This window comes from Actinokineospora sp. HUAS TT18, assembly GCF_051364635.1.
In the GTDB taxonomy this organism is placed as follows: domain Bacteria; phylum Actinomycetota; class Actinomycetes; order Mycobacteriales; family Pseudonocardiaceae; genus Actinokineospora.
Genome location: NZ_CP195645.1, coordinates 1,096,783 through 1,120,447, shown reverse-complemented (window position 1 = coordinate 1,120,447; position 23,665 = coordinate 1,096,783). Strand labels below are relative to the sequence as shown.

Below are 23,665 nucleotides of genomic sequence, written 5' to 3'. Positions count from 1 at the left end.
ATCGACGGAGTGGGTACGGAGGTGTTTATGGCTATTGACCCGGCCCACCTGCCCATCTTCGGAGATCCCCGCCCGACGGAGGCGCCCGCCGCGGTGCGCGTGGCGTGCGGACTGTTCGTCTCCCAGGTCGCCCTCTCGGTGCTGCATCTGACCGTGACCTGGGCGAACACCGGTGTCGACCTGTCGCTCTACTTCGTGCCCCTGGCCGTGACGTTGTGGCTCGCGGTGTGCATGACCGGTGGCCATGACTGGGCGCGCACGGGCGTTGTCGTGGTGTCGGGGTTGTCGGCGCTGCTGTCGATCGGCCTCATCAGCGGCCTGTTCGACGTCGCCATTGTCGTGCCGATGCTGGCCGTGGTCGGGTTCGGCGCCTACCTCGTCTACCAGGAGGGCGTGCGTGAGTTCTTCGAGCCCACCGACGAACGGGTCTGACTGAGCCTGCCGAGCGCGCAGACAGCGCGCCAGACGACGACTCCGACCGCGACCGTGATCAGGACGACCGCCCACAGCGGCATCAGCGGCCGCAGCGGCAGGAACACGATGTAGTGGGTCAGGTAGATGTAGAGCGACGCCCCCGCGACCAGCCCCGCGATGCGCACGACGGCGGTGGGGACGCGGACGTGCGGGACGAACAGGACCAGCAGGACCCCGCCGATGACGATGGCGTCGCGGACCGGGTCGTCGAACCAGCCGGGGATCAGCGCCAGCGCGGCCGCGCCTGCCAGGAGGCGCTGGGGGACGGTGGTGGCGCGCTGCACGAGCCAGCCGAGGACGAACAGCCACAGGACGCCGTGCACGCTCATGTCGCGGGCCGAGTAGCCCGACGGCATCGGGATGTGGACCGCAGGGATCCGGGCCAGCAGCGCCAGGAGCAGCGCGCCCGCGGCCAGCGCGAACCCGTGGCGGACCGCCGCCTGGCGCACCGCGGGGATGGCGAACAGCAGCGCGAGCCCGGCGAGGATCTGGACGAGGACCTCGACGTACCAGTACGAGATGGTGCCGTGGTGGAAGAAGTTGTTGACCAGCAGCGCGTTGGTGACGGCCACGTTGTCGGACACGGCCGCGCGCCAGGTCAGGAAGATCGCTGACGGGACCGCGATCCGCGCGGCGGCCTTGGCGATGCGGGTCGCCATGGCGCTGTGGTCGACGGGGGCGAGGGCGAACCGGGCGAAACTCCAGCCCGCGATGACGAGCAGCAGGTGCGCGCCGCCCCAGACCTGGGTGAGGCCGACGTGGGTGGAGACGATCAGGGTGATCGCGAGGGCGCGCAGGAGGATGTTCGTCTCGAGGGCGCGGAACCGGCGGTGCTTGGGCGCGGCCCGTTCGAGCTCGGCGACGGGGATGGTGTGCCAGGCGTCGGGGACTTCGCCGAGGAGCCGTTCGAGGTCGATGGACGCGCGGACGTAGGTGAGGGAGTCGCCGCCGAGGCTGACGAAGGTGGCGTCGTCGGGCACCTCGGTGACGTTGAGCGCCCGCTGAAAGATCAGCCGCACCGACCCGGCTGGGTGACCGCTTTGTCGAGCCCGACCCTCATCGGCCTGCCGACACGTGGCCTCAGCCCCGCCGACCCCAGGAGCATCTGCACCCCGACCGAAGGCCCCGAACCCGAAAGCACGCAGCCCCCACCCTGTCCCGGGGGGACGGCCCTTGGCCAGTCTACCGCGGTGGGGCGACAGTGGATCTTGGTTTGGGGGTGCCTGTGGACAACTTTGGATGCCCGCGTAGTCGACCTTGCCTGTCGCCAGCCGCGGCAACGTGGGGTACTCGCGGACTCGGACGTGGTCGCCCGGGATGCCGAGCCGGGAGGCGACCAACCCGGCCGCCGCGGCCATGTCCTGGCCGTTGACCAGGGCGATCGTGACGGCCGTGTCGTCCCCGGCCGCGGCGCCGGTGAAGCCGGAGCGCGTCAGGAGGCGTTCGACCTCGTCCAGATCGACGCGCAGGCCGAACAGTTTCACGAAGCGGCTCTTGCGGCCGATGACCTCGTACAGACCGTCTGGCGCACGGCGTGCGAGGTCGCCTGTCGGCAGGGATCCGAGGGTGGCGCCGAGGGCCAGGTCGGCGGGGGAGACCGCGTAGCCGAGCATGACGTTGGGGCCGCTGTAGACGAGTTCGCCGTCCGGGCGGATCTCGAACGAGCCACCGGGGATGGGGACGCCGACGGCGGTGGGGCGGGTGGCGGCGAGATCCGGCGGGAGGTAGGCCATGCGGGCGGTCGCCTCGGTCTGGCCGTACATCACGTAGAACCGCCAAGGCCCCATGGTCGCGTACCGGCGGACCTGGTCCGGCGCCAATCGACCGCCCGCCTGGGTGACATAGCGCAGCGACGGCAGGTCGAGGTCGGCGAAGCCCGCGCGGTCGAGCAGGTCGAACGTGTACGGGACGCCGTGCAGGCTGGTGCCGCCCTGCGCGCGAAACGTGTCCCAGAAGGCCGGATCGACGACGGACTGGTCGCTGAGCAGCACCGCCGCGCCGCGTGCGAGGTTGCTGTTGAGGACCGACAGGCCGTAGCAGTAATGCAGCGGCAGGGTCAGGGCCGCGCGGTCGGTGTCGCGGATGTCGAGGTACTCGCCGATGGCGGTCGCGTTCGACTGCAGGTTCGCCGCCGAGAGCCGCACGAGCTTCGGCGACCCGGTGCTGCCCGACGTCGACAGCAGCAGCGCCAGCTCCGGGTGCAGCGCGTGCGCGCTGCCGACCCGGCGTTCCCGCAGGTGACCGTCCTGGACGACGTCGGGGTCGTAGACGTCGACCAGCGTGTCGAGCTTGTCGGGGGAAGTCAGCAGCACGGGATGGCCACCGGCCAGCGCGGCCAGGTAGGTGACCACGGTGTCGACGTCGTTGCCCGCCGCCACCAGCACCAGCCGCCGCGTCGTGCCCAGGTCCACCGAGGCCACCCGGGCGGCCAACTCCGCGTAGGTCAGCGAACCGGAGGGGGTGATCAGCGCGAGGCGGTCGCCGAAATCGGACAGCGAGTCGACGAACGGCACGCCGAGGCGGGCAGGCGCGCTGAGTGTCTCCACTGATCATCCTCGGCTAGTTCTGTCTCCAGCCAAGTGAGCATAGGCTAACCAACCTTGCGGGTCACTCGTCATCCGCGTCACAGGTCAGCCGAGGCGACGCTCCGGATAGCCCAGCTCCAGATCGCTCACATCGTCGAGCGCGGCGCGGATCGCGGGCGGCAGCTCCAACTCCTCGGCGAGCAGCGACCCGAGCAGCTGCGCGGTGTCCCGCGCGCCAACGACCGGGGCCACGACGCCGGGCCGGTCGCGCACCCACGCCAGCGCCACGGCCAGCGGCGACGTGCCCAACCCGTCGGCCGCGGTGACCACTGCCTGCACGATTCGCGACGCCCGGTCGGTGCGGTGGTGGTCGACATACGGCGCGTACGCCGCCGACGCGCCCCGCGAGTCGGCCGGGGTGTTCGCCCGGTACTTGCCCGTCAGCACCCCGCGCCCCAGCGGCGCCCACGGCAGGATCCCCAGCCCGTGGTACTCCGCCGCCGGAACCACCTCACGTTCGATGCCGCGCTCCAGCAGCGAGTACTCCACCTGCGTGCTGACCAGCGGCGCCGCGCCCGCGGTGGCCGACTGGCGGCTCGCGGCCGTCGCGGTCTGCCAGCCGGTGTAGTTCGAGATGCCCGCGTAGCGCACCTTGCCGCTGCGCACCGCCGCGTCGACCGCGCACAGCGTCTCCTCCAGCGGCACCGACGCGTCCCACGCGTGCAGCTGCCACAGGTCGACGTGGTCGGTGTCGAGCCGGATCAGCGACTGCTCCAGCGCGCTCAGCAGCGCACCCCGCGACGCGCCGCCGCCGAACGGGCCGTCGGTGCGCCGGGCTACCGCCTTCGTCGCCAGCACCACGCTCTCGCGCGGCACCACGTCGTCGAGCAGGGCGCCCAGGACGCGTTCGGACTCGCCGTCGCCGTAGACGTCGGCGGTGTCGACCAGCGTGCCGCCGACGTCGACGAACGCGGTCAGCTGGCTGGCGGCCTCGTCCGGCTCGGTGTCCCCGCCCCAGGTCATCGTGCCCAGCGCCATCCGGGACACCCGCAGGCCACTGCGCCCGAGGTGTCGTTGCTCCACGATCAAGGAGCCTATGTGGCGCGCGCCCGCTGTGTTGGGAGAACACTCCGGTCCCCCTGGCACTGTGGGCTACTGACAAGTAATGTCGCCGCCGTGCGACTTGGACTGAACATGGGCTACTGGGGCGCCGGGAACGACGCCGCGAACCTCGAACTGGCGAAGGAGGCCGACCGGCTCGGCTACTCGGTGGCCTGGGTCGCCGAGGCATACGGCAGCGACGCGCCGACCGTGCTGGCCTGGGTCGCCGCGCAGACCGAGCGCATCGACGTCGGCAGCGCCATCCTGCAGATCCCCGCGCGCCGCCCCACGATGACGGCGATGACCGCGGCCACCCTCGACACCCTGTCCAACGGCCGGTTCCGGCTGGGCCTGGGCGTGTCCGGGCCGCAGGTCTCGGAGGGCTGGTACGGCGTCAAGTTCGACAAGCCGCTGGCCCGCACCCGCGAGTACGTCGACATCGTGCGCATGGCGCTGCGCCGCGAGCGCGTCAGCTACGAGGGCAAGCACTTCCTGCAGCCCATCCCGGACGGCCCGGGCAAGCCGCTGAAGCTCACCGTGCACCCCGTGCGCGAGGAGATCCCGATCTACCTGGCCTCCATCGGCCCGAAGAACCTGGAGCTGACCGGCGAGATCGCCGACGGCTGGCTGGCGATCTTCTTCTCGCCCGAGCACGGCAAGGAGTCCCTGGAGCTCATCTCGAAGGGCCGAGCCAAGGCCGGGAAGACCCTCGAGGGCTTCGACGTCGTGCCGACCACCCCGATCGTCGTCGGCGACGACTGGCGCAAGGCCGCCGACACCGTGCGCCCCTACGCCGCGCTCTACGTCGGCGGCATGGGCAGCCGCGAGCAGAACTTCTACAACCAGCTCGCCTGCCGCATGGGCTACGAGAAGGAGGCGGCCGAGTGCCAGGACCTCTACCTCGCCAAGGACTACGCCGGTGCCGCGGCGAAGGTGCCGCTGGGCTTCATCGACGACACCACGCTGCTCGGCCCCAAGGAGCGCATCGCCGAGAAGATGCAGGCCCTGGCCGCGGCGGGGGTCACCACACTGACCGTTTCACCGATCCTGCAAGATCTGGAGCAAGCCAAGGCGGCGCTGCGCACCGCCGTCGATGCTCTGGATCTCGCGGGAGTCGGTAGTTGACCTGGTTTCAAGCCCTAGTCCTCGGCATCGTCCAAGGTCTGACCGAGTTCCTGCCCATCTCGTCGTCGGCGCACATCCGCATCGTCTCCGAACTCTGGTTCGGCGGCGACGCGGGCGCCTCGTTCACCGCGGTCATCCAGCTCGGCACCGAGGCCGCGGTGATCATCTACTTCGCCAAGGACATCTGGCGGCTGCTCACCGCGTGGTTCCGCGGCCTGTTCAACGCCGACACGCGCCATGACCCGGACTACAAGCTCGCCTGGTACGTGATCATCGGCTCCATCCCGATCAGCGTGCTCGGCGTGATCTTCAAGGACGAGATCCGCAGCGGCCTGCGCAACCTGTGGATCACCGCGCTGGTGCTGATGATCTTCGCGGTGTTCCTCGCCGTCGCCGACGAGACCGCCAAGCTCGCGCGCGACAAGCTGACCATGAAGGACAGCATCCTCATGGGCCTGGCCCAGGCGATGGCGCTGATCCCCGGCGTGTCCCGCTCCGGCGGCACCCTCACCGCGGGCCTGTTCCTCGGCCTCAACCGCGAGGCCGCCGCGCGCTACTCGTTCCTGCTGGCCATCCCGGCGGTGTTCGGCGCGGGCATCTTCTCGATCCCCGACGTGCTCGACCGCAGCGGACCCGGCCTGCAGGCCACCATCCCGCAGACGATCGTGGCCACGGCCGTGTCCTTCGTCGTCGGCTACGCCTGCGTGGCCTGGCTGCTGCGCTACGTCTCCAAGCACAGCTACATGGTCTTCGTCTGGTACCGGATCGCCCTCGGCGCCGTGCTGTGCGGGCTGCTCGCCACCGGGGTTGTCGACCCCATCTAGGCTCGGGGACGTGGCCACAGTCGTTCTGCTCCGACACGCCCGCTCCACCGCCAACGGCTCCGGCATCCTCGCGGGCCGCGCCGAAGGCGTGCACCTCGACGACACCGGACGCGCCCAAGCCGACGGGCTCGTCGCGCGCCTGGCCGACGTGCCGCTCGCCGCGATCGTGTCGTCCCCGCTTACCCGCTGTGCCGAGACCGTCGCCCCGCTGGCGGCCGCGCGCGGGCTCGTCCCGGTCACCGAGGACGCGCTCGCCGAGGTCGACTACGGGACGTGGACCAACCGCGCGATCAAGGACCTGCTCGCCGAGCCACTGTGGAAGGTCGTGCAGCAGCACCCGTCCGCAGCGGTGTTTCCCGGCGGGGAGGGACTGGCCGCCGTGCAGGCCAGGGCCGTCGCCGCGGTCCGCGCGCACGACGCGAAGATCACCGCCGAACACGGCGACCACGCGGTCTGGCTGCTGTGCAGCCACGGCGACGTGATCAAGTCCATTCTTGCCGACGCGCTGGCCCAGCACCTCGACTCGTTCCAGCGGATCATGGTCGACCCGTCGTCGGTGTCGGTGGTCCGCTACACCGAGACCAGGCCGTTCGTGCTGCGGATGAACGACTGCGGCAGCGAGCTGAAGGGCGTCGTCCCGCCGGAACCTAAGGCTGAACCTGAGGTTGAGGTCGACCCCGGGGACGCCGTGGTCGGTGGCTCGACCGGGCGTTGAGGGTTCGGTGTGGACGCGACACTGTCACGGAATGCGGAAACGAGCGATGTTCCTATCATCGACGTGGGATAGTGCGGGCCTTCTGATCCATCAATGAGGAGCTGGGATGACACAGGACTGGGGTCAGGGCCAAGGCCAGGGTGGCTACGGCCAGGACCCGCAGCAGCAGGGCTTTCCGCAGGCGCCGCAGTACCCGCAGACGCCGCCGGGTGGCTACCCGCAGGCTCCGGGCTACCAGCAGCAGCCCGGCGGCTACCCGCAGCAGGGCTACGGCCCGGGCGGCCTGCCGATGGCCCCGCAGGAGTACGGCGGCGGTCCGGTGACACGCCCGGGTTCGGCCACCTCGGCCGCGGTCCTCGCGTTCGTCCAGGGCGGTATCACCACCATCACCACGATCCTGGTGCTGGCCGGCGCGGCCAACAGCGGTGACGCGCTGTCGTGGATCCTGGGCCTGGCCCAGACCGCGGGCGTCGTCCTGCTGATCCTCGGCGGCGTGCAGCTGATGCAGGGCAAGAACCGCACCCTGCTGGTCGTGGGCTGCGCCCTGGAGATCGTGATCTCGCTGGCGTGGGCGGTCATGACCGGCATGGCCGAGACCGGCAACATCGAGATCCTCGAAGGCGCCAAGGCCACGATGATCGTGATCGCGCTGCTGTTCGCCGTGATGCCGGTGATCAGCCTGATCCAGGCGCAGGGCAGCGCCACGACGCAGTTCCTGCAGTCGCGCCGCGGTCGCTGATGACCCAGGGATGGGGGCAGGGCGGCCCGAACGAGGGCTTCCCTCCCTATCCGCACGACTATCAGCAGAACTACGCACCGCAGGGTTATCCGCAGGCTGGCTACCAGCAGTTCGGTGGGCTGCCGATGGCTCCCGCCGAGGCCGGTCACGTCCGGGTGGCCAGGCCCGGGGTGGCGGTCTCGGCCGCGGTCCTGGCGTTCGTCCAGGCCGGCCTGACAGCCATCAGCACACTCGGTGTGCTCGCCATCGCCGGTGACATGCGCGAAGGCACCATGGGCGTCGTCGGCGGGCTCGCCGCGGCTCAGTTCGTCGGTCTCCTCCTACTGATCCTCGGTGGCGTCATGCTGCTGCAGGGCAAGGACCGCATCGCGCTGACCGTCGGCAACGCCCTGCAGCTGGCGCTGTGCCTGACCTACCTCGTGCTCATCAACGCGGTCCCCGACGTCGACCCGGAAGACCCCGAGGGCGCGCGCGCCGCGGTGATCCTGTTCGCGATCTTCTTCGCGACCATGCCGATGATCAGCCTGGTGCAGTCGTTGACGACCAGCGTCAGCTCGTGGATGGGCGCCCAGCGCGGGCGCTACTGAGCCAGCAGCTGCACCTGGGCGACGGTCACGACGCCCTCGATGGCTAACTGATAGTGGCGGTACGGGCCCGGTTCCTTCACCTTGAAGGGCCGGGTCTGCCTGCGCCAGGTGAACTTCTCGCCGTCCCGCCGATCCAGCTCGTGCCAGTTCCTGCCGTCGACCGAGCCGCGCAGCACCCACGTGGCCGGGTCGTCGCCTCGGCTGCCCGAGGTGATCGTGTAGAGCACGACCTCGGCCAGTTCGGTGTGCACCGTCACCGGCTCGTCCACTTCGGACTCGGTGCGGGTGGTGTCGTCGAACAGCGGGCCGGGTTTGCCGCGGGTCAGGTCGCGCAGGGCTGGGCCGGTGCCCAGAGGTGGGGGAGTGCCGCCGACACCCCACTTCGACGGGGTCGGGCCCATCTCGAAGTCCAGCCGCGCGCCCGCGGCGAGGACCGAGTGGGCGATATGGGGCTGGTCGTGGGGCTCGCCGTTGACGCGCAGGCTCTGCACGTAGACGTTGGCTGGGCTCTGGTTGGCGGCGGTGACCACCAGCTCGCGGCCGTTCTCCAGGTGCACCACCGCGCGGGCGAACAGGGGCGAGCCGATCGTGTAGTACGGGCTGCCGACCCGGAGGGGATAGAAGCCGAGCGCGCTGAACAGGTACCAGGCGGACAGTTCGCCGTTGTCCTCGTCGCCCAGGTAGCCCTGGCCGATCTCGCTGCCCTGGTAGAGCCGCGCGAGCACGTCGCGGACCTTCTCCTGGGTGCGGAAGGGCGCGCCCGCCTCGGCGTAGAGGTACGGGATGTGGTGGGCGGGCTGGTTGCTGTGCCCGAACTGGCCCATCCGCACGTCGCGGGCCTCGAGCATCTCGTGGATCGGCCGCCGGTAGGAGCCCGCCAGCGTCGCCGTCTCCGGGGTGGCGAAGTACTTGTCGAGCTTGGCGACCAGCTTGTCCTTGCCGCCGTAGAGCTCGGCCAGGCCGCCAGGGTCGTGCGGGACGGCGAACGCGGCGGTCCAGCCGTTGGTCTCGGTGTAGTCGTGGCCCCAGACCCGCGGGTCGAAGTCCTTGGGCTCCCAGCGCCACTTGCCCGCCGCGTCGCGGCCCTGGAAGAAGCCGACGCGCTGGTCGAACAGGTGGGCGTAGTGGCGGGCGCGGTCGAGGAAGTAGGCGTGGTTGTCCTCGTCGCCGAGCGCCGCGGCGAGCTGGGCGATCCCGAAGTCGTTGACGCAGCCCTCCATCGCCCAGGAGAGGCCCTCAGGCGTGCTCGTGGGCGTGTAGTGGAGGAAGATCGACTGCTCGATCCCCTTGCGGCCCACGCTGTCGTCTGGCGGGGTCACCGTGGCGTTGCGCAGGGCGGCGTTGAAGGCGTCCTGGACGTCGAAGCCGGGCACGCCCTTGAGGTGGGCGTCGGCGAACGCGACGTCGGAGCTGGTGCCGGTCATGAGGTTCGCGTAACCGGGGGAGGACCACCGCGACACCCACCCGCCGTCGCGGTACTGCTGCAGGAACCCGTCGACCAGTTCGCCGCAGCGGCCGGGGGTGAGCAAGGCGTAGGCGGGCCAGCAGGTGCGGTAGGTGTCCCAGAAGCCGTTGTTGACGAAGACCTTGCCGTCGACGACCGCGGGCGCGCTGACCGGGCTGGCGTACTTGGGCCCCCACTCGGTGATCTCGTATCCGGAGTTCGGATACAGGAACAGCCGATACAGGCACGAGTACAGCGTGGTCAGCTGGTCGTCGGTGGCTCCTTCGACCTCGACCCGGTCCAGCAGCGCGGCCCACAGTCCACGCGCCCGGTCGCGCAGCGACTCGACGGTGTCGTCGGCGGCGATCTCCGCCTCCAGGTTGCGCCGCGCCTGCTCCGGGCTGATCAGCGACGTCGCGATCCGGACCGTCACCACCGTGCCGTCCGGATCGGGCTCGAACCGCAGCAGCGCCGTGCGCGCCATCGACAGCCCCCGCAGCCGATGGCGGGCGTCAGCCAGTGGTTTGTCGACCGTGGCGTGCACATACATCCGCCCCGCGCCCACCGACAGTCCACTGCGGACATCGGTGTACCCGGTGATCGTCCCGTCCCGGCCGACCTTGACCGCGCCCGTCGCGCCGACGTTGTCAAGCACCAGGTTCGCCGCGCCCGGCGGGAAGGTGAACCGCAGGATCGCGGCGTGGTCGGTCGGGGCGATCTCGGCGCGCACCCCGCCGTCGAAGTCGACGCGGTAGTAGTGGGGCTGCGCGGTCTCGTTGTCGTGGCTGAACGTCAGCGCGCGGGCCGTGCGGCCCACGGCGGTGCCCTGCGTGGGCATCAGGTGGAAGGTGTGCCGGTCGCCCATCCACGGGCTCGGCTGGTGGCTGATCCCGATGGCCTCCAGCGCGGGCCGGTTCGCCGCGGTCGACCTGCGGTGGTACTCGTAGAACCAGTTCGTCACCGCCGCGTTCGTCACCGGGGTCCAGAAGTTGAACCCGTGCGGCACCGCCGTGGCCGGGAACGTGTTGCCCCTGGAGTACGAACTCGACGAGTGCGTGCCTCGGGTGGTGATCACCCGGTCGACCGGATCACGCGCCGGGCGCGGGACCGAGGCGATCTCGATGTCGTCGACCCAGCCCGCGAACCGCGCGGGACCGTGCGGCGACCGGTAGGCCAGCAGGATCCGCGACACCGTTTTGCCCGCCGCCACCTCGCCCAGCCGCACCACGCGGTGGTTCCACTGGTCCGGCAACAGCGCCCGCGACTCGCCCTGCCCGAGCGGGGTCAGCGGGAAGCCGAGTTGGTCGACGGCGCCGAGATCGCTCAGGTACGTGCCGTCGGTGAACGCCAGGTCGATCGCGGCGTAGGTGCTCGGATAGCGCAGGTCGCCGCCGACCAGCTCGGGGAAGATCACATAGCTCAGTTCCATGTCGGGCTCCACAGTCAGCTCGGTCCAGAAGATCCGGTTGACTCGGAACGCGACACCCCCCGCCGAATGTTCACCCTCGTAGCGAAGTGCACTCGATCCGGTGAATCCGACCCCCGCCCGGGCGGCGGGCGCGTCGACCGGACCAGCGCCGACGCGGGTGCGCAGGTCGACACCCTCGGCCAGTGCGACCCCGTGCGCGCCGACCTCCACCGCGTCGGTCCACGTCGGCACCGGATCGTCGGACTCGAACGATGTGCGGAACCCCTCGACGGTCATTGATCAAGGGTAGGCGGCGATTCGAGTGGAACGCGTGAGGCTCGAGTTGGCATGATGGGCGGCGGCGGGTGTCGACGAGGAAGCGGCACCCGCCTACTCATGTCCGTGACCGACTTCCCACCCCCGGGAAACCGTGTTGCTACCCGCCGGTACCCGCAGGTCGGCTAGGGTCCCGCCAAACCAACAGGGGAGGACAGGGGACATGATGTCGGGGGAGCTGTTCGTGGCCGAGGTCGACTGGGAGGCGTGGCGGCGGCCGTTGATCCCGTGGGTCGGCGGTGGCTGCGTGGCGGTGCTGGCGGTGATCGTCGCGCTGATCGCGGACTGGATCTCCGGAAGCGCCGGGATCATCGCGCTGCTGGTGGCCCTCGCGCTGCCCGCGGTCAAACTCGGCGGCTACGTCGCCCGCCGCAAACGACGAGAGTCCCCGCTGACCATCGACGCGGCGGGCGCGTGCGTCCCCACCGCCCAGGGGCCCGCGTTCCTGCCGTGGGAGACCCTGCGCCAGGTCGACGTCGACGGCCCCACGCTGCGCTTCCGCGTCCGCGCGGGCGTCACCCCCAACACCCCGGGCGTCACCGGCCTGCACCGCCGCGACGCGTGGCCGGTCGCCTCCGGGCCCGGCCTGCCCGTCGACACCCGGCTGTTCACCAGCGACCGCGACGCCATCCTCGAGGCCGTGTACCGCTTCTCCGGCGGCCGGGTGTGGGCGCCCGCGAGGTGAGGTTCACTCACTTGGAGTGATCACACAGCACCACCGGGCCACTACAGTTCGCACCTGCCGGGCGGAGACCTCCCCGCGGCCGAGTTTCGTCAACAGGGGTGGCGGCGATGATCGGGGTCCGCAGGGCACCACAGCTCGACCTCGTCCGGCTCACCTCCGTGCGCCGCCGCGGCGCCGGGTCGGCCGACGTCGCCGTCGGACTCGTGGCGACCGAGGACGACATCACCGCGCTCGCGGGCGTGCTCGCCGCCGACCCGCTGTCGCTCTGCCCGCTGTGCCCGGTGCTGCCGCGCACCCTCGGCGACGACCTGGTCGCCCCGCTCGCGGACCTCCTCGACGGACCCACGCGGGTGATCGTCGTGGGCTCCGCAGGGCCTGAGGAGGAGGTTCCGGGCCTCGACGAGACGCTCGACCGGGCCGCCGAAGCCGGGGTGCTCGTGGTCGCCCCCGGCGGCCCGCTCACGGCCCTCACCTGCCACCCCTGGGTGCTGCCCGTGGTGTCGTGCGCGCCGTCCGGCCGGGTCAGCTGGTTCGTCGACCTGGAGGAGGACCCGCGGGGCCTGCTCGCGCCCGGCGAGGACCTGCCGGGGCCGACCGGCCCGGCCACGGGCAACGGCGTCGCCGCGGCGCTGGTCGCCGGTGCGGCCGCGCTGCTGTGGTCGCTGCACCCCGACGCCACGGGGCACCGGATCCGCGCGGCCCTGTCGATCGGCGCGGTGCACGCCCGCCGGTCCGGCCCGCCTCTCCTCGACGCCGAACGCGCGCACGAGTTCCTCGCCCGAGTGGTCGTGAACAGCGGGTAATCGGCCGGATGCCTTAGGCGGTGGCGCTAACTTGGCCATTGCGCGAGCGCCTCGGACGTGCTGTGTAATCTCATCGCTCGGTGGCGATACCCGCGAAACCGTCCTCAGAGGTGAACGAGTCCTTGGTCGCTGAGCACCCCGAGCAGCCCGCCGCGACCAGCGCGGCGGCCCCGGGCGACGGCCGGGCGCTGCCCCCGCGGACGATCGCGCTTGGCCTCGTCGGCAGCCTGCTCATCCTGATCACCTCGTTCGGCGCGGGCAGCGTGCTCGTGAGCGACCCGGTGCTGGGCCGCGGCCCGCTTTCGTGGATCCGCTACGGCCACGGCCACATGCTCGCCAGCATCGTTCTCTACACCGGCTTCGCGCTGGTCGTCTGGGCGTGGGTGCGCCTGGGCAGGCACGTGCTGGCGGGCCGGGTCGGCACCCGCGCGGTCCTGTGGGCCAGCGCGGCGTGGATCGTGCCGCTGATCGTCGCGCCGCCGCTGTTCACCCGCGACCCGTACTCGTACTTCGCCTACGGCACCCTGCCGCTGCAGGGCTTCGACCCGTACGCCGTCGGCCCGGACGTGCTGAACCTGCCGGATGTCGTGCTGAACGTGCACGAGTTCTGGCAGTCGCAGCCCGCGAACTACGGCCCGCTGTTCATCCTCATCGCCAAGGGCGTCGCCTGGCTCAGCAACGGCTCACTGATCCTCGGCGTCGTGCTGATGCGCGTGGCGATGCTCGCCGGGATCGCCCTGCTGCTGTGGTCGCTGCCCGGCCTCACCCGCCACCTGGGCGGCGACAAGGCCGTCACCCTGTGGCTGGCCATCGCCGGGCCGATGACCGTGGTGCACCTGGTCGGCGGGCCGCACAACGACTTGCTGATGGTCGGTCTGCTCGCCGCGGGGACGCTGTGCGTGCTCGAACGCAAGCACGTCCTGGGCGTGTTCCTGGTGACGCTGGGCGCCGCGGTGAAGGTGACGGCGGTGATGGCGCTGCCGTTCCTGGTGTGGGTGTGGGCCGCGCACCTGAGTTCGACGTTCTGGCGCAACTTCGTCCGCGCCACGGCGTGCGCCTTCGCCACGTTCGTCGCGACATTCGCACTGACGACGGTGATCGCCGACGTCGACCTGGGCTGGCTGAAGGGCCTGCAGGCGCCGGGGAACATCGTGAACTGGCTGTCGCTGCCGACGGCGGTGGGGGAGTTCGTCCACACGCTGGTCGGCATCTTCATCGACGGCAACAAGAGCTGGTTCGTCAACATCGCCCGCGGCATCGGCGGGATCATCTTCTTCGTCATCGCGATCAGGCTGTGGTGGCAGGCCCGCGGGGGCGGTCCCGAGGCGGTCCGGCGGATGGCGTTCGCGCTGTTCGCGCTGGCCGTGCTGTCGCCTGCGACGCTGCCGTGGTACCTGACCTGGGGGTTTGTGATCGCGGCCGCGCTGCGCTGGCAGAAGCGGCAGCTCGCGATCCTGGTGAGTGCCGCGGTGTTCCTGGTGCTGACGTACTCGCCTGCGGGGGAGGACCTGCTCTACAACTGGCTGTTCATGGCCGGGGCGGTGGCGGTTTCGCTGCTGGCGGGCTTCTCCCTGCTGCGCAACGACCCACTGGGCCTGTTCAGCGAACGCGAAGAACTCGTCCCGCCTGAGCGCGTCAGTGTGTGAGCAGCCCGGCCTGCTCGGCGCGACGTATGACGTCGAGGCGGACGCCTACTACCTGTGTCTTGTGCCCGAGATCGCCGCGGGTGCCGCGGTCTGCCAGGTACCTGTCGATGGGATCGAACGCGGTGAGGTGATCCTCGACCTCGACGCGAACGGCGGCCTGCTCGGGGTAGAGGTGCTCGGCGCGTCTGCGTTGTTGTCGCAGTCCCTGCTGGCGGTCGCTCGCCGGATCGGCTGAGCACAGCTCGAGTCCAGCCCGTTACGTCCACTTTCGACAGTGGACGCCAGCCCACTCGATCCACGCCCTCGACCCACTCCCCTTGTATCTAACTATCGACTTTCTACTATCAAGATAATGGATGGCCGACCGATTTAGGGTTGTGCGGCTTTCAAAAGACAAAAGACGCAAACGACAGGGAGGGGCAAGATCGACTTTGGGGTGCGCTGTGGGTGAAACGGGCGGCCGGGGCGGGGGGAGGGCTCGTACGGTCGGGGCATGCGGATCTCTGAGCGGTTGACCATGGTGCGTTTCAAGGTCAGCCAGGCATACCTCTGGCGGGACGGTGACTCGCTGACGTTGATCGACGCTGGTCAGGCCGGTGACGAGGTGGCCATCGCGGCCGCCGTGCGGGAGCTTGGGCTGGAATTGTCGGCGATTCGGCAGGTCGTGCTGACGCACGGGCACAACGATCACGCGGGTGGGGCCGCCGCGGTTCGCTCGTGGCATGGGGCGGAGGTGCTGGCTCACCGGGATGACGCGGATCTTGTCCGCGGGCTGGTCGGGCCGCCGACGCCGGTGTTGGCGGACTGGGAGCGGCCCATCTACGACTCGGTCGTGCCATCGGTGGCTCCGGCGCCGCCGTGTGTCGTGGACAGAGAGTTGGTCGGGGGTGAGGTGCTCGACTTCGGGGGCGGCGCCCGCGTGATCCCGGTGGCCGGGCACACGCCGGGGAGTGTCGCGGTTCATCTGCCGGAGCATGGCGTGTTGTTCTGCGGGGACACGGTTGCCGAGTTCCAGGGGCGGGTGATTCTCGGTGTGTTCAACGCCGACCCGGAGCGCGCTCGGGAGTCTTTGCGCGTCCAAGCCGGACTCGACCCGGACATTGTGTGCTTCGGGCATGGGGATCCGATGATCGGGAACGCCGGGGCGGCGTTGCGGGCCGCGGGGGGATAACCTGCCCGGCGTGGATGAGGCTGACTTCGCCGCGCTCCCCAGGGGCAGGCACAACCTGACGCGGGACCAGGTCGAGTCGGCGCAGCGTGGGCGCCTCGTGTACGGCATGGCGATGGTGGTGGCGGAGAAGGGGTACACAGCGACGTCGGTCGCTGATGTCCTCAAGCGGGTCCACATCTCGCGGGACACGTTCTACCAGCACTTCTCCGACAAGGAGGACTGTTTCCTGGCCGCGCTCGACGGGTGCGCGCTGTTGCTGTCGCGGATCGTGGACGAGCCGTTGACCGACTCGGAGTCGATGGATCCGCTGGATCGGTTCGAGCGGGCGCTGGTGCTGTATCTGGAGACTCTGGTCGCGCAGTCGGCGCTAGCGAAGATGTTCTTCCTGGAGAGCCTGGCGGCGGGGGAGCGGGCGCGGCGGACGAGGTTCGCGGTGCAGGCGGAGTTCACGAAGCGGATCGCGGACACCTTCGCCGATCATCCGGGGTGGGCGCGGGTGCCGGATCGCGGGTTCGCGGTGGCGGTGATCTCCGGGGCGATCAGCTCGATGGTGTTGGCGGCGCTGGCGGAGGGGCGGATCGCGGAGATTCCGGCACTGCGGGAGCCGATCATGGAGTTCGTGCGGTACGTACTTACCCCCTAAAAGATGAACACCGTTGTTCATCTTCCGGGTTATGGTTGCCGGGCCCCCATTCGCACTGAGACGTTGTCACCAATTCCCCAACGTTCAGGAGTCGCGATGACCTCCGGAAAGTCCCGATTAGCGCGCCTGTTCGCCATCGTCGTCCTCATGGTCAGCGGCCTGGTCGCGACCGCCGGTCCGGCCGGTGCCGCCACCGACCGGGTCCTCAACTACCAGTTCCAGTGGCAGGAGAACTACTACTTCTGCGGCCCCGCCGCGACGCGGATCGCGCTGACCGCGCGTGGGAAGTACTTCACGCAGTCCTATATAGCGGGCAGGCTCGGCACCACGACCGCGGGCACGAGTTCGGCCGCCGACACGACGCGGGTGCTCAACAACCTGGGTGCCACCGGGTTCTATGAGACGAAGTGGATCCCGGGTCAGTCGGCGACGCAGGCGGAGATCAACCGGCTGCAGTGGGATGTCGTCTACGACATCGACCGCAACTATCCGATCGTGGCCAATGTGGTCGGCAGTGCCATGGACACCGATGGTGACTGGCACACCTACAGCGGCGGCCACTACCTGGTGATCGTCGGCTACAGCAACAACGGCTGGACGGTGAAGGTGGCCGACTCGGCTGATGCCAACGGGTTTGGCTGGTACTGGATGGACACCACGCGCATGGCGCACTGGATCGCCGCGCGCGGGTACTCGGCCTGACGCGTCGACTCCCCGGGACGGCCGCCCGGGGAGTCACGCCAGGGCGGGTTCGACCATGGTGAGGGTGCCGTTGTCGGCGTCGAGGACGGCGGCGGCGCCGAGGGGCACGGTGAGTTGGCCGGGGCAGTGGCCGAAGCCGAGTTCCCAGATCATCGGCACGCCGAGGCTGCCGAGCAGGTCGGCGATGACGGGCCGGACTTCCCCGCAGCCTGCCCAGGAGCCGAGCGCTATCCCGCTGACGCCGGTGAACCAGCCCGCGCGCAGCAGTTGGGTCAGGAGCCGGTCGACGCGGTAGGGGGCTTCGGCGACGTCTTCGAGCAGCAGGATCGAGCCGTCTGGTGGTGGCGCGGTGCCGGGGGCGCCGAGGTCGGCGGCGATGAGGCTGAGTGTGCCGCCGACGGTGATCCCCTCGGCGACGCCGTGTCCGGCGGTCGCGGTGTTCGGGCCGATGAGCTCGCGCACGGTCTCCGGTTCGAACAGTGTCGCGCGCAGGTGGACTTGGGCGTCGTCGTCGAACAGGTCCCCGGCGATCATGGGCGCGAACAGGGTGGATTGGCCGAGTTCGGCGCCGAGGACGCTGTGCAGGACGGTGACGTCGCTGGATCCGGCGAACACCTTCGGTCCGGCGGCGGCGAGGGCGTCGAGGTCGAGCAGGTCGACCATGCGTTGGCAGCCGTAGCCGCCGCGAGCGCAGATGATCGCGTCGACGCCGGGGTCGGTCCAGGCGCGGTTGAGGTCGGCGGCGCGGTCGGAGTCGCGGCCGGCGAGGTAGGGCAGGGTGGGGTGGCGGTCGAGGACGTGTTTGCCGACGGCGACGCGCAGTCCCCAGGATTCGAGGACGGCGACGCCGCGGTCGAGCCGGTCGGGGTCGACGGGTCCGGCGGGTGCCACGACGGCGACGGTGGCGCCCGGGGTCAGCCGGGGCGGCCTGGTCACCTGCGCAGTTCCAGCACGGGCAGGTCGAGGGGTTCGAAGCCGAAGACCTGGCCGTAGAAGGACATCTCGGCCTCGTGGGCGGCGATGATCGTCTCGGCGCGGCGGAAGCCGTGCTGTTCGCCTTCGAAGGTGAGGTAGGCGTGGGGGATGCCGGTGCCGTCGAGGCCCGCGACGAACCGGTCGGCCTGTTCGGGTGGGCACACTTCGTCTTCGAGGCCCTGCAGGAGCAGCACGGGTCCGGCGAGTTTGTCGATGTGGTTGATGGGGGAGCGTTCGGCGTAGCGGTCGGCGTGTTCGGGGAGGGTGCCGACGAGTCCTTCGACGTAGCGGGATTCGAAGTCGTGGGTTTCGCCGCCGCCGCTGGTCCAGCCGCTGAGGTCGAGGATGGGGAAGTGGATGGCGCCGCAGGCGTAGGTGTCGACGGTGGTCATGGACGCGGCGGCGGTCCAGCCGCCCGCGCTGCCGCCGCGTACGGCGAGGCGTTGGGCGTCGGCGGTGCCTTCTGCGCCGAGTGCGGCGGCGACGGTGGCGCAGTCGTGGACGTCGATGACGCCCCACTGGCCGAGGAGGATGTCGCGGAACTCGCGGCCCGCGCCGGTGGAGCCGCCGTGGTTGACCGCGACGACGCCGAGGCCGCGGCTGGTGAAGTAGGCGATGCTCAGGCTGAGCAGTGGGGCGAACGCCGAGGTGGGGCCGCCGTGGACGTGCACGAGGTACGGCGGGAGTTCGCCGTCGGGTGCGGCGTGGTCGGGGTTGGTCGGGGGGAAGACGTAGGCGGGGATCTCGCGGCCGTCTTCGGCGCGGAACGTGCGTTCGACGGGTTGGGGCAGGTAGCGCTCGTCGGGGAGTCCGGGTGAGGGTTCGGACAGGACGCTGAGTTCGCCGTTGGACAGGTCGAGCGAGACGACGGCGAGTTCGGTGAGCGGGCCGCCCGCGGTGGAGGTGACCACGCCGTCTTCGGCGGTGAGGTCGGAGGCCCAGGTGGGCAGGTCGGTGTCGACGTCGGTGACGGTTCCGCTGCGTTCGTCGAGGACGGCGAGGCGGCCTGCGCGGAGCACGGCGAAGCGGCCGCGGCCCAGTGGGGCGAACCAGCGGGAGCCGAGCACCCACAGCGCGCCGCCGAGTTCCTGGGTGGCGGGGGCGAGGTTGACGGCTTTGCCGTCGAGGCCGATGCGGTGCAGGTTCCACCAGCCGTCGGGGTCGGTGAGGGCGAGCAGGGAGTCGTTGTCCTCCCATTCGACCTGGCAGACGGCTTCGCGTTCGCCGCCCGCGACGACGCGGTGGGGGCCGAAGGTGCCGTCGGGCTGGACGGCGGCGACGCAGAGTTCGGTGCCGTCCCACGGCATGTTGGGGTGTTCCCAGCCGATCCAGGTGGCGTGGCGGCCGTCGGGGCTGGGTTTGGGCGCGGTCATGAAGTGGTGGGACGCGGTGAGCGTGCGGGGTTCACCGCCGGTGAGGGGGATGGCGACGAGGTCGCGGCGGATGTCGGTGGGCAGGTCGCCGGTGACGGTCTCGCGGACGCACCAGACCTCGCCGGGCGCGGCGACGAGGTCGCTGTAGCGGGTGCCGTGGTGTCGGTCGGGTTCGGGGGTGAGCGCGGTGGGCTCGCCGCCGTCGATGGGGAAGGCGTAGACGCGCTGGTCGGCCCAGTTGGTGAAGGCGACCTGGTCGCCGTGGACGACGTAGGGCATGCCGCCGTACTCGTGGACGCGGTTGCGCACGTTCCAGGGCGCGCCGAGCACCTCGACGGGTGCGTCGCCGGTGTGGCGCATGAGGGCGTAGCGGCCGCCTTGGTCGGGCCTGCTCTCGGTCCACCACACGCTGCCCGCGTGGGTGCTGGTCCAGCTTGGCCTGCGGCCCGCGCGTGCGACGGCGGCCGCGTCGATCGGCGATGCCCATGTCCCGTAGGAAGCGATCTTCACCACAGCACTGACACTACCGACCCCGGGCGCGGGACTGGTTACCGTGGGAGTGTGACCCCGGTCGGCGGGGGCATGCTCTGCTGGTCGCGGCGAAGTGCAATAGGGTTTGGGGTGCCATGTCTCGTGTCATTCATGTCTTCCGTCAGCCCGACCGCTTCGTAGCAGGCACGGTCGGGCAGCCCGGCGACCGCGTGTTCTATCTGCAGGCCGTCGAGAGCGCCCGCACTGTCAGCGTGACCATCGAGAAACAGCAGGTCGCGGTGCTCGCTGAGCGCATCGGCTCGCTGTTGGAGGAGGTTCACCGCCGCTTCGGCGCGGAGCTGCCCGACGACGTACCGGAGGACTCGCTTGACGCGGGCCCGCTGGAGGTGCCGGTCGAGGAGGAGTTCAAGGTCGGCACGATGGGTTTGGGCTGGGACGCCGAGACGCGCGCGGTGGTGATCGAGTTGCTGGCGGTCACCGAGGGCGAGGTCGACGAGTCGGTGGTGCTGGACGACACCGACGAGGGCCCGGACGCGGTGCGGGTGTTCCTGTCGCCGACGGAGGCGCGGGCGTTCGCCGAGCGCGCCGACCGGGTGGTCAACGCCGGGCGCAAGCCGTGTCCGCTGTGTGCTGAGCCGTTGGACCCGGAGGGCCATGTGTGTCCCCGGCAGAACGGGTACCGCCGCTCCGAAGAGGGCTGAGTGCTTCCCACCGACGCGGGCGCGGCCGAGTTGCTGCTGCGCGGCGACATCGAGATCGAGGGCAGGCTGGTCGACGCGTCGAACGCGACCCTGTTCTGTGCGATCGAGTTCGAGGGTGTGGCGGCGCAGTGTGTGTACAAGCCGGTGGCGGGGGAGCGGCCGCTGTGGGATTTCCCCGATGGGACGCTGGCTGGGCGTGAGGTGGCGTCGTATCTGGTGGCTTGTGCGGCGGGGTGGTCGTTGATTCCGCCGACGGTGTTGCGGGATGGGCCGGTGGGTCCGGGGATGGTGCAGCTGTGGGTCGACACCAAGGAGGGTGACGACCTGGTGGATGTGCTGCCGCCGCGGTCGGTGCCGCCGGGGTGGCGGGCTGTGTTGCACGCGCATGACCGGCATGGGGATCCGGCGGTGGTGGTGCATTCGGATCATCCGGCGGTGGCGCGGTTGGCCGCGTTGGACGTTGTGATCAATAACGCTGATCGCAAGGGTGGGCATGTTCTGCACGGCACCGATGGTGGTGTGTATGGGGTGGACCACGGGATTTCGTTGCACAGTGAGAACAAGTTGCGGACGGTGTTGTGGGGCTGGGCTGGGGAGGCTCTGCCTGATGAGGTGATTGACGGTCTGTCGACGCTGCGGTCAGCGTTGGACGGTGAGTTGCGGGAGACGTTGGCGGGGCATCTGACCACCCGGGAGGTCAAGGCGCTGCGTTCCCGGGTGGCCCGACTGCTGGCCGCTCCCGTCTATCCGACGCCGGACGCGGATCTGCGGCCGATCCCCTGGCCGGTCTTCTAGGGCTGCCAGAGTTGGAACCGTGCGCCCTGGTTGTCGGTGCATTCGGCGAGTTTGCCGTAGGGCTTGTCCTGGATCTGCTGGGTTTGGCCGCCGTGTTCGCGGACGGCTGCCAGGGCGGTGTCGATGTCGACTACGCGGTAGCAGAGTTGGACCTCGGGCTTCTGGGTCTTGTCGCCCCAGATGCCGAAGTCTTCCTTGCCTTCGGCACCCCAGGCGTTCTCGATTGAGCCTGGTTCGTAGGTCCAGCCGAGGACGGCGCCGTAGAACGCTTTGGTCTTCTCGGCGTCGGCGACGACCATAGTCACGTAGGAGACGTCGCCGGGGCGGTGGCGGGTGGCGTTTATCGGGGGGCGGTTGAGCAGCCAGCGGTGGCCGTAGGGGTCGACAAGGGCGGCGGTGCGGCCGTAGGGCTGGTCGGCGGGGCGGCGTTCGATGTGGGCGCCCGCGGCTTCGGCGCGGGCGACGACGGTGTCGATGTCGCGGACCTGGATGTGCAGGGATTGGCTGAACACGGTCGGCGCGTCGGGGGCGGCGACCGGGACTTCGTCGAAGCCGCCTTCGGACAGCATGAGGACTGCGTCGCCGATGCCGATTTCGGCGTGGCCGATTCTGCCGTCGTCCATGACGTACAGCTCGCCGCGTTGGTGGCCGCCGAAGATGTCGGTGTACCAGGCGATGGCGGCGCGGGCGTCGGACACCGCGATGTACGGGGTGATGGTCGGCGGCCAGGCGGTCTCGTTCTCGGGGATCACGGTGGGGCTGTGGGTCTGGGTCATCTCTGCTCCTGTCGGGCCGAGGATCGCGCGGCGGAGTCGGTCGCGCAGGTCGTCGGCGAACATCGGGTCTGGGTTGGTGGGGGTCACGGGCGCGCGGAGGGCTTCCCATGGATCAGCTCGGTCGGGAGAGTCGGACACAGCTCAGCCCTCCTTTCCCGGGTAGGTCTTGCGGAACGCGCTTCGGGCGCGGACGAGTAGGGCCTCGGTGGCGTGGACGGTGCGGCCGAGGCAGTCGGCTACCTCGGGGACGGGCAGGCCGTCGAGGTAGCGCAGGGTGAGCGCGGCACGGTGGTGTGGGCCGAGTTCGGCGAGGACGTCGTGGGCGATGATGGCGTCGAGGTGGACGTCCCACGGGTCGTCGACCGGGTCGGGCTCTCCGTCGAGGACGGCGAGGCCGCGGCGTTCGCGTTCCTCGCGGCGCCAGTGGTCGGCGAGTTTGTGTCGGGCGACGCCGATGAGCCAGGCGATGCTCAGTTCGGGGGCGCCGGGTTTGCGCAGGGCGGCGACCGCGGCGAGGAAGGTCTCCGCGGTGAGGTCTTCGGCCAGTGCCGCGGCGCGGCAGCGTGCCAGCAGGTAGCCGTAGACCTGCGGCAGTGCCTCGTCGTAGCGGGAGAGCAGCCCCAACGCCGGGTCGGGCCGCACGCCCGGTTGCGTGCTCACATCCCCATCGTCGTCCGGGGGCGGGGAACTCCGACGGGCGAATCGGGAGAAATCTTCCGACGGCGTGCCTGCGCCATCCGATCGGGTGGCCTGGATAGGTTGGCGGCCGTGCGTTCCCATGAGTACGGCGACATCCTGTCCGGACGTCCCCGCAAGCAGATCCCCGAGGTCGAGGCCGAGAACGGGCTGGTCGTGGAGGACCCGGGGAGCGGGTTCTGCGGCGCGGTGGTGGGTTTCGAGTACGGCAATGTGGTGTTGGAGGACCGCCGCGGCGGGCGGCGGCTGTTCCCGCTGACCCCGGCCGGGTTCCTCCTCGACGGTGTCCCGGTGACGCTGGTGCGGCCGAAGGTGGCCGCGGCGCCGGTGAAGAAGGTGTCGGCGTCGGGGTCGGTGAAGGTGGAGGGTCTGCGGGCGCGCACGGCGCGGGAGTCGCGGATCTGGGTGGAGGGCATCCACGACGCGGAGCTGGTGGAGCTGGTGTGGGGGCACGACCTGCGGGTCGAGGGTGTCGTGGTGGAGCCGTTGGACGGGATCGACAACCTGGCCGAGCGGGTCGCGGAGTTCGGCACGGGGCCGGGCAGGCGGCTGGGGGTGTTGGTGGACCATCTGGTGGCGGGCAGCAAGGAGTCTCGGATCGTCGACGCGCTGCGTGACTCGAACGTGTTAGTCACCGGCCACCCGTTCGTGGATGTGTGGGCGGCGGTGAAGCCGTCGGTGGTGGGGATCAAGGCGTGGCCGGTGGTGCCGCGCGGCACGGAGTGGAAGGTCGGGGTGTGTTCGGCGCTGGGCTGGGGTGAACCCGCGGACGGGTGGCGGCGGGTGCGGGCGGCGGTGTCGGGGTTCCGGGACCTGGAGCCGCCGCTGGTGGGCGCGGTGGAGCGGCTCATCGATTTCGTGACCGACCCCGACGCGTGATCTTTTGGTGCGATCGGCGGATGTGACCGGCGGGTTTCTGTCACGATAGG

At 70.4% G+C, this 23,665-nt stretch carries 23 protein-coding genes; 16 read left to right on the top strand and 7 right to left on the bottom strand.

Going from position 1 to position 23,665, the window contains the following annotated elements; translation table 11 throughout:
* Window positions 1–27: 27 nt before the first annotated feature.
* Window positions 28–432: a hypothetical protein gene (locus ACSHT8_RS04965; protein ID WP_436498128.1), complete on the top strand. Its 405-nt coding sequence runs from the start codon at window positions 28–30 to the stop codon at window positions 430–432.
* Here ACSHT8_RS04965 and ACSHT8_RS04960 read toward each other — a convergent pair.
* Window positions 381–3,020: an AMP-binding protein gene (locus tag ACSHT8_RS04960; protein WP_436498126.1), complete on the bottom strand. Its 2,640-nt coding sequence runs from the start codon at window positions 3,018–3,020 to the stop codon at window positions 381–383. The two genes, ACSHT8_RS04965 and ACSHT8_RS04960, sit on opposite strands and share 52 nt — an antisense overlap.
* 84 nt (window positions 3,021–3,104) lie before the next feature.
* Window positions 3,105–4,082: an aldo/keto reductase gene (locus ACSHT8_RS04955; protein ID WP_436498124.1), complete on the bottom strand. Its 978-nt coding sequence runs from the start codon at window positions 4,080–4,082 to the stop codon at window positions 3,105–3,107.
* A 93-nt stretch (window positions 4,083–4,175) separates the two neighbouring features.
* Between ACSHT8_RS04955 and ACSHT8_RS04950 the strand changes: the two genes are divergently transcribed.
* From ACSHT8_RS04950 to ACSHT8_RS04930, 5 genes are all read left to right on the top strand, one after another.
* Window positions 4,176–5,225, top strand: coding sequence for an LLM class F420-dependent oxidoreductase (locus ACSHT8_RS04950; protein ID WP_436498122.1), 1,050 nt, complete (start codon window positions 4,176–4,178; stop codon window positions 5,223–5,225).
* Window positions 5,222–6,049, top strand: a complete 828-nt coding sequence (locus tag ACSHT8_RS04945; RefSeq protein ID WP_436498120.1) for an undecaprenyl-diphosphate phosphatase — start codon at window positions 5,222–5,224, stop codon at window positions 6,047–6,049. The genes ACSHT8_RS04950 and ACSHT8_RS04945 overlap by 4 nt, the downstream gene beginning before the upstream one ends.
* 10 nt (window positions 6,050–6,059) lie before the next feature.
* A complete protein-coding gene (locus ACSHT8_RS04940; protein ID WP_436498118.1) occupies window positions 6,060–6,764 on the top strand; it encodes a histidine phosphatase family protein in 705 nt (234 codons plus the stop codon).
* 106 nt (window positions 6,765–6,870) lie between these two features.
* Entirely contained in the window at window positions 6,871–7,503 is a 633-nt protein-coding gene (locus ACSHT8_RS04935; RefSeq protein ID WP_436498116.1) for a hypothetical protein, read from the top strand.
* Window positions 7,503–8,090: a hypothetical protein gene (locus tag ACSHT8_RS04930; RefSeq protein ID WP_436498114.1), complete on the top strand. Its 588-nt coding sequence runs from the start codon at window positions 7,503–7,505 to the stop codon at window positions 8,088–8,090. Before ACSHT8_RS04935 ends, ACSHT8_RS04930 begins: the two co-directional genes overlap by 1 nt.
* Here ACSHT8_RS04930 and ACSHT8_RS04925 read toward each other — a convergent pair.
* On the bottom strand, window positions 8,084–11,239 hold the full coding sequence (locus ACSHT8_RS04925; protein ID WP_436498112.1) for a GH92 family glycosyl hydrolase: 3,156 nt from the start codon (window positions 11,237–11,239) through the stop codon (window positions 8,084–8,086). The genes ACSHT8_RS04930 and ACSHT8_RS04925 overlap by 7 nt on opposite strands.
* Window positions 11,240–11,441: 202 nt before the next feature.
* Between ACSHT8_RS04925 and ACSHT8_RS04920 the strand changes: the two genes are divergently transcribed.
* The 7 genes from ACSHT8_RS04920 to ACSHT8_RS04890 all read left to right on the top strand — a co-directional run bounded on the left by ACSHT8_RS04920 (window position 11,442) and on the right by ACSHT8_RS04890 (window position 16,928).
* Window positions 11,442–11,963, top strand: coding sequence for a hypothetical protein (locus ACSHT8_RS04920; RefSeq protein ID WP_436498110.1), 522 nt, complete (start codon window positions 11,442–11,444; stop codon window positions 11,961–11,963).
* 107 nt (window positions 11,964–12,070) lie between these two features.
* Window positions 12,071–12,766, top strand: a complete 696-nt coding sequence (locus ACSHT8_RS04915) for a S8 family serine peptidase (RefSeq protein WP_436498108.1) — start codon at window positions 12,071–12,073, stop codon at window positions 12,764–12,766.
* 110 nt (window positions 12,767–12,876) lie between these two features.
* Window positions 12,877–14,412 (top strand): polyprenol phosphomannose-dependent alpha 1,6 mannosyltransferase MptB, encoded by a 1,536-nt coding sequence (gene mptB, locus ACSHT8_RS04910; RefSeq protein WP_436498106.1) that lies wholly within the window; start codon window positions 12,877–12,879, stop codon window positions 14,410–14,412.
* Entirely contained in the window at window positions 14,405–14,647 is a 243-nt protein-coding gene (locus tag ACSHT8_RS04905; RefSeq protein ID WP_436498105.1) for a DUF2283 domain-containing protein, read from the top strand. Before mptB ends, ACSHT8_RS04905 begins: the two co-directional genes overlap by 8 nt.
* A 258-nt stretch (window positions 14,648–14,905) precedes the next feature.
* Complete coding sequence (locus ACSHT8_RS04900; RefSeq protein WP_436498103.1) at window positions 14,906–15,583, top strand: MBL fold metallo-hydrolase; 678 nt, start codon at window positions 14,906–14,908, stop codon at window positions 15,581–15,583.
* A 10-nt stretch (window positions 15,584–15,593) separates the two neighbouring features.
* A complete protein-coding gene (locus ACSHT8_RS04895; RefSeq protein WP_436498101.1) occupies window positions 15,594–16,226 on the top strand; it encodes a TetR/AcrR family transcriptional regulator in 633 nt (210 codons plus the stop codon).
* 96 nt (window positions 16,227–16,322) lie between these two features.
* Window positions 16,323–16,928, top strand: coding sequence for a C39 family peptidase (locus tag ACSHT8_RS04890; protein WP_436498099.1), 606 nt, complete (start codon window positions 16,323–16,325; stop codon window positions 16,926–16,928).
* Between the two features lie 33 nt (window positions 16,929–16,961).
* On the opposite strand, the gene ACSHT8_RS04885 is transcribed toward ACSHT8_RS04890, so the two are convergent.
* Together ACSHT8_RS04885 and ACSHT8_RS04880 are read right to left on the bottom strand one after the other, a co-directional pair.
* Window positions 16,962–17,864, bottom strand: coding sequence for a S66 peptidase family protein (locus tag ACSHT8_RS04885; RefSeq protein ID WP_436498097.1), 903 nt, complete (start codon window positions 17,862–17,864; stop codon window positions 16,962–16,964).
* Window positions 17,861–19,789 (bottom strand): prolyl oligopeptidase family serine peptidase, encoded by a 1,929-nt coding sequence (locus ACSHT8_RS04880; protein ID WP_436498095.1) that lies wholly within the window; start codon window positions 19,787–19,789, stop codon window positions 17,861–17,863. The genes ACSHT8_RS04885 and ACSHT8_RS04880 overlap by 4 nt, the downstream gene beginning before the upstream one ends.
* 113 nt (window positions 19,790–19,902) lie before the next feature.
* Here ACSHT8_RS04880 and ACSHT8_RS04875 point away from each other — a divergent pair, with 113 nt between their 5' ends.
* The gene (locus ACSHT8_RS04875; RefSeq protein WP_436498094.1) at window positions 19,903–20,469 is read left to right on the top strand and encodes a DUF3090 domain-containing protein; all 567 of its coding nucleotides are present in this window, start codon (window positions 19,903–19,905) and stop codon (window positions 20,467–20,469) included.
* A complete protein-coding gene (locus ACSHT8_RS04870; RefSeq protein WP_436498092.1) occupies window positions 20,470–21,264 on the top strand; it encodes an SCO1664 family protein in 795 nt (264 codons plus the stop codon). It abuts the gene before it with no gap.
* On the opposite strand, the gene ACSHT8_RS04865 is transcribed toward ACSHT8_RS04870, so the two are convergent.
* Both ACSHT8_RS04865 and ACSHT8_RS04860 read right to left on the bottom strand, forming a co-directional pair.
* Entirely contained in the window at window positions 21,261–22,178 is a 918-nt protein-coding gene (locus tag ACSHT8_RS04865) for a VOC family protein (protein WP_436498090.1), read from the bottom strand. The two genes, ACSHT8_RS04870 and ACSHT8_RS04865, sit on opposite strands and share 4 nt — an antisense overlap.
* Window positions 22,179–22,181: 3 nt before the next feature.
* On the bottom strand, window positions 22,182–22,700 hold the full coding sequence (locus tag ACSHT8_RS04860) for an RNA polymerase sigma factor (protein ID WP_436498089.1): 519 nt from the start codon (window positions 22,698–22,700) through the stop codon (window positions 22,182–22,184).
* 108 nt (window positions 22,701–22,808) lie between these two features.
* Between ACSHT8_RS04860 and ACSHT8_RS04855 the strand changes: the two genes are divergently transcribed.
* A complete protein-coding gene (locus tag ACSHT8_RS04855; protein WP_436498087.1) occupies window positions 22,809–23,615 on the top strand; it encodes a DUF3097 domain-containing protein in 807 nt (268 codons plus the stop codon).
* Window positions 23,616–23,665: the final 50 nt, after the last annotated feature.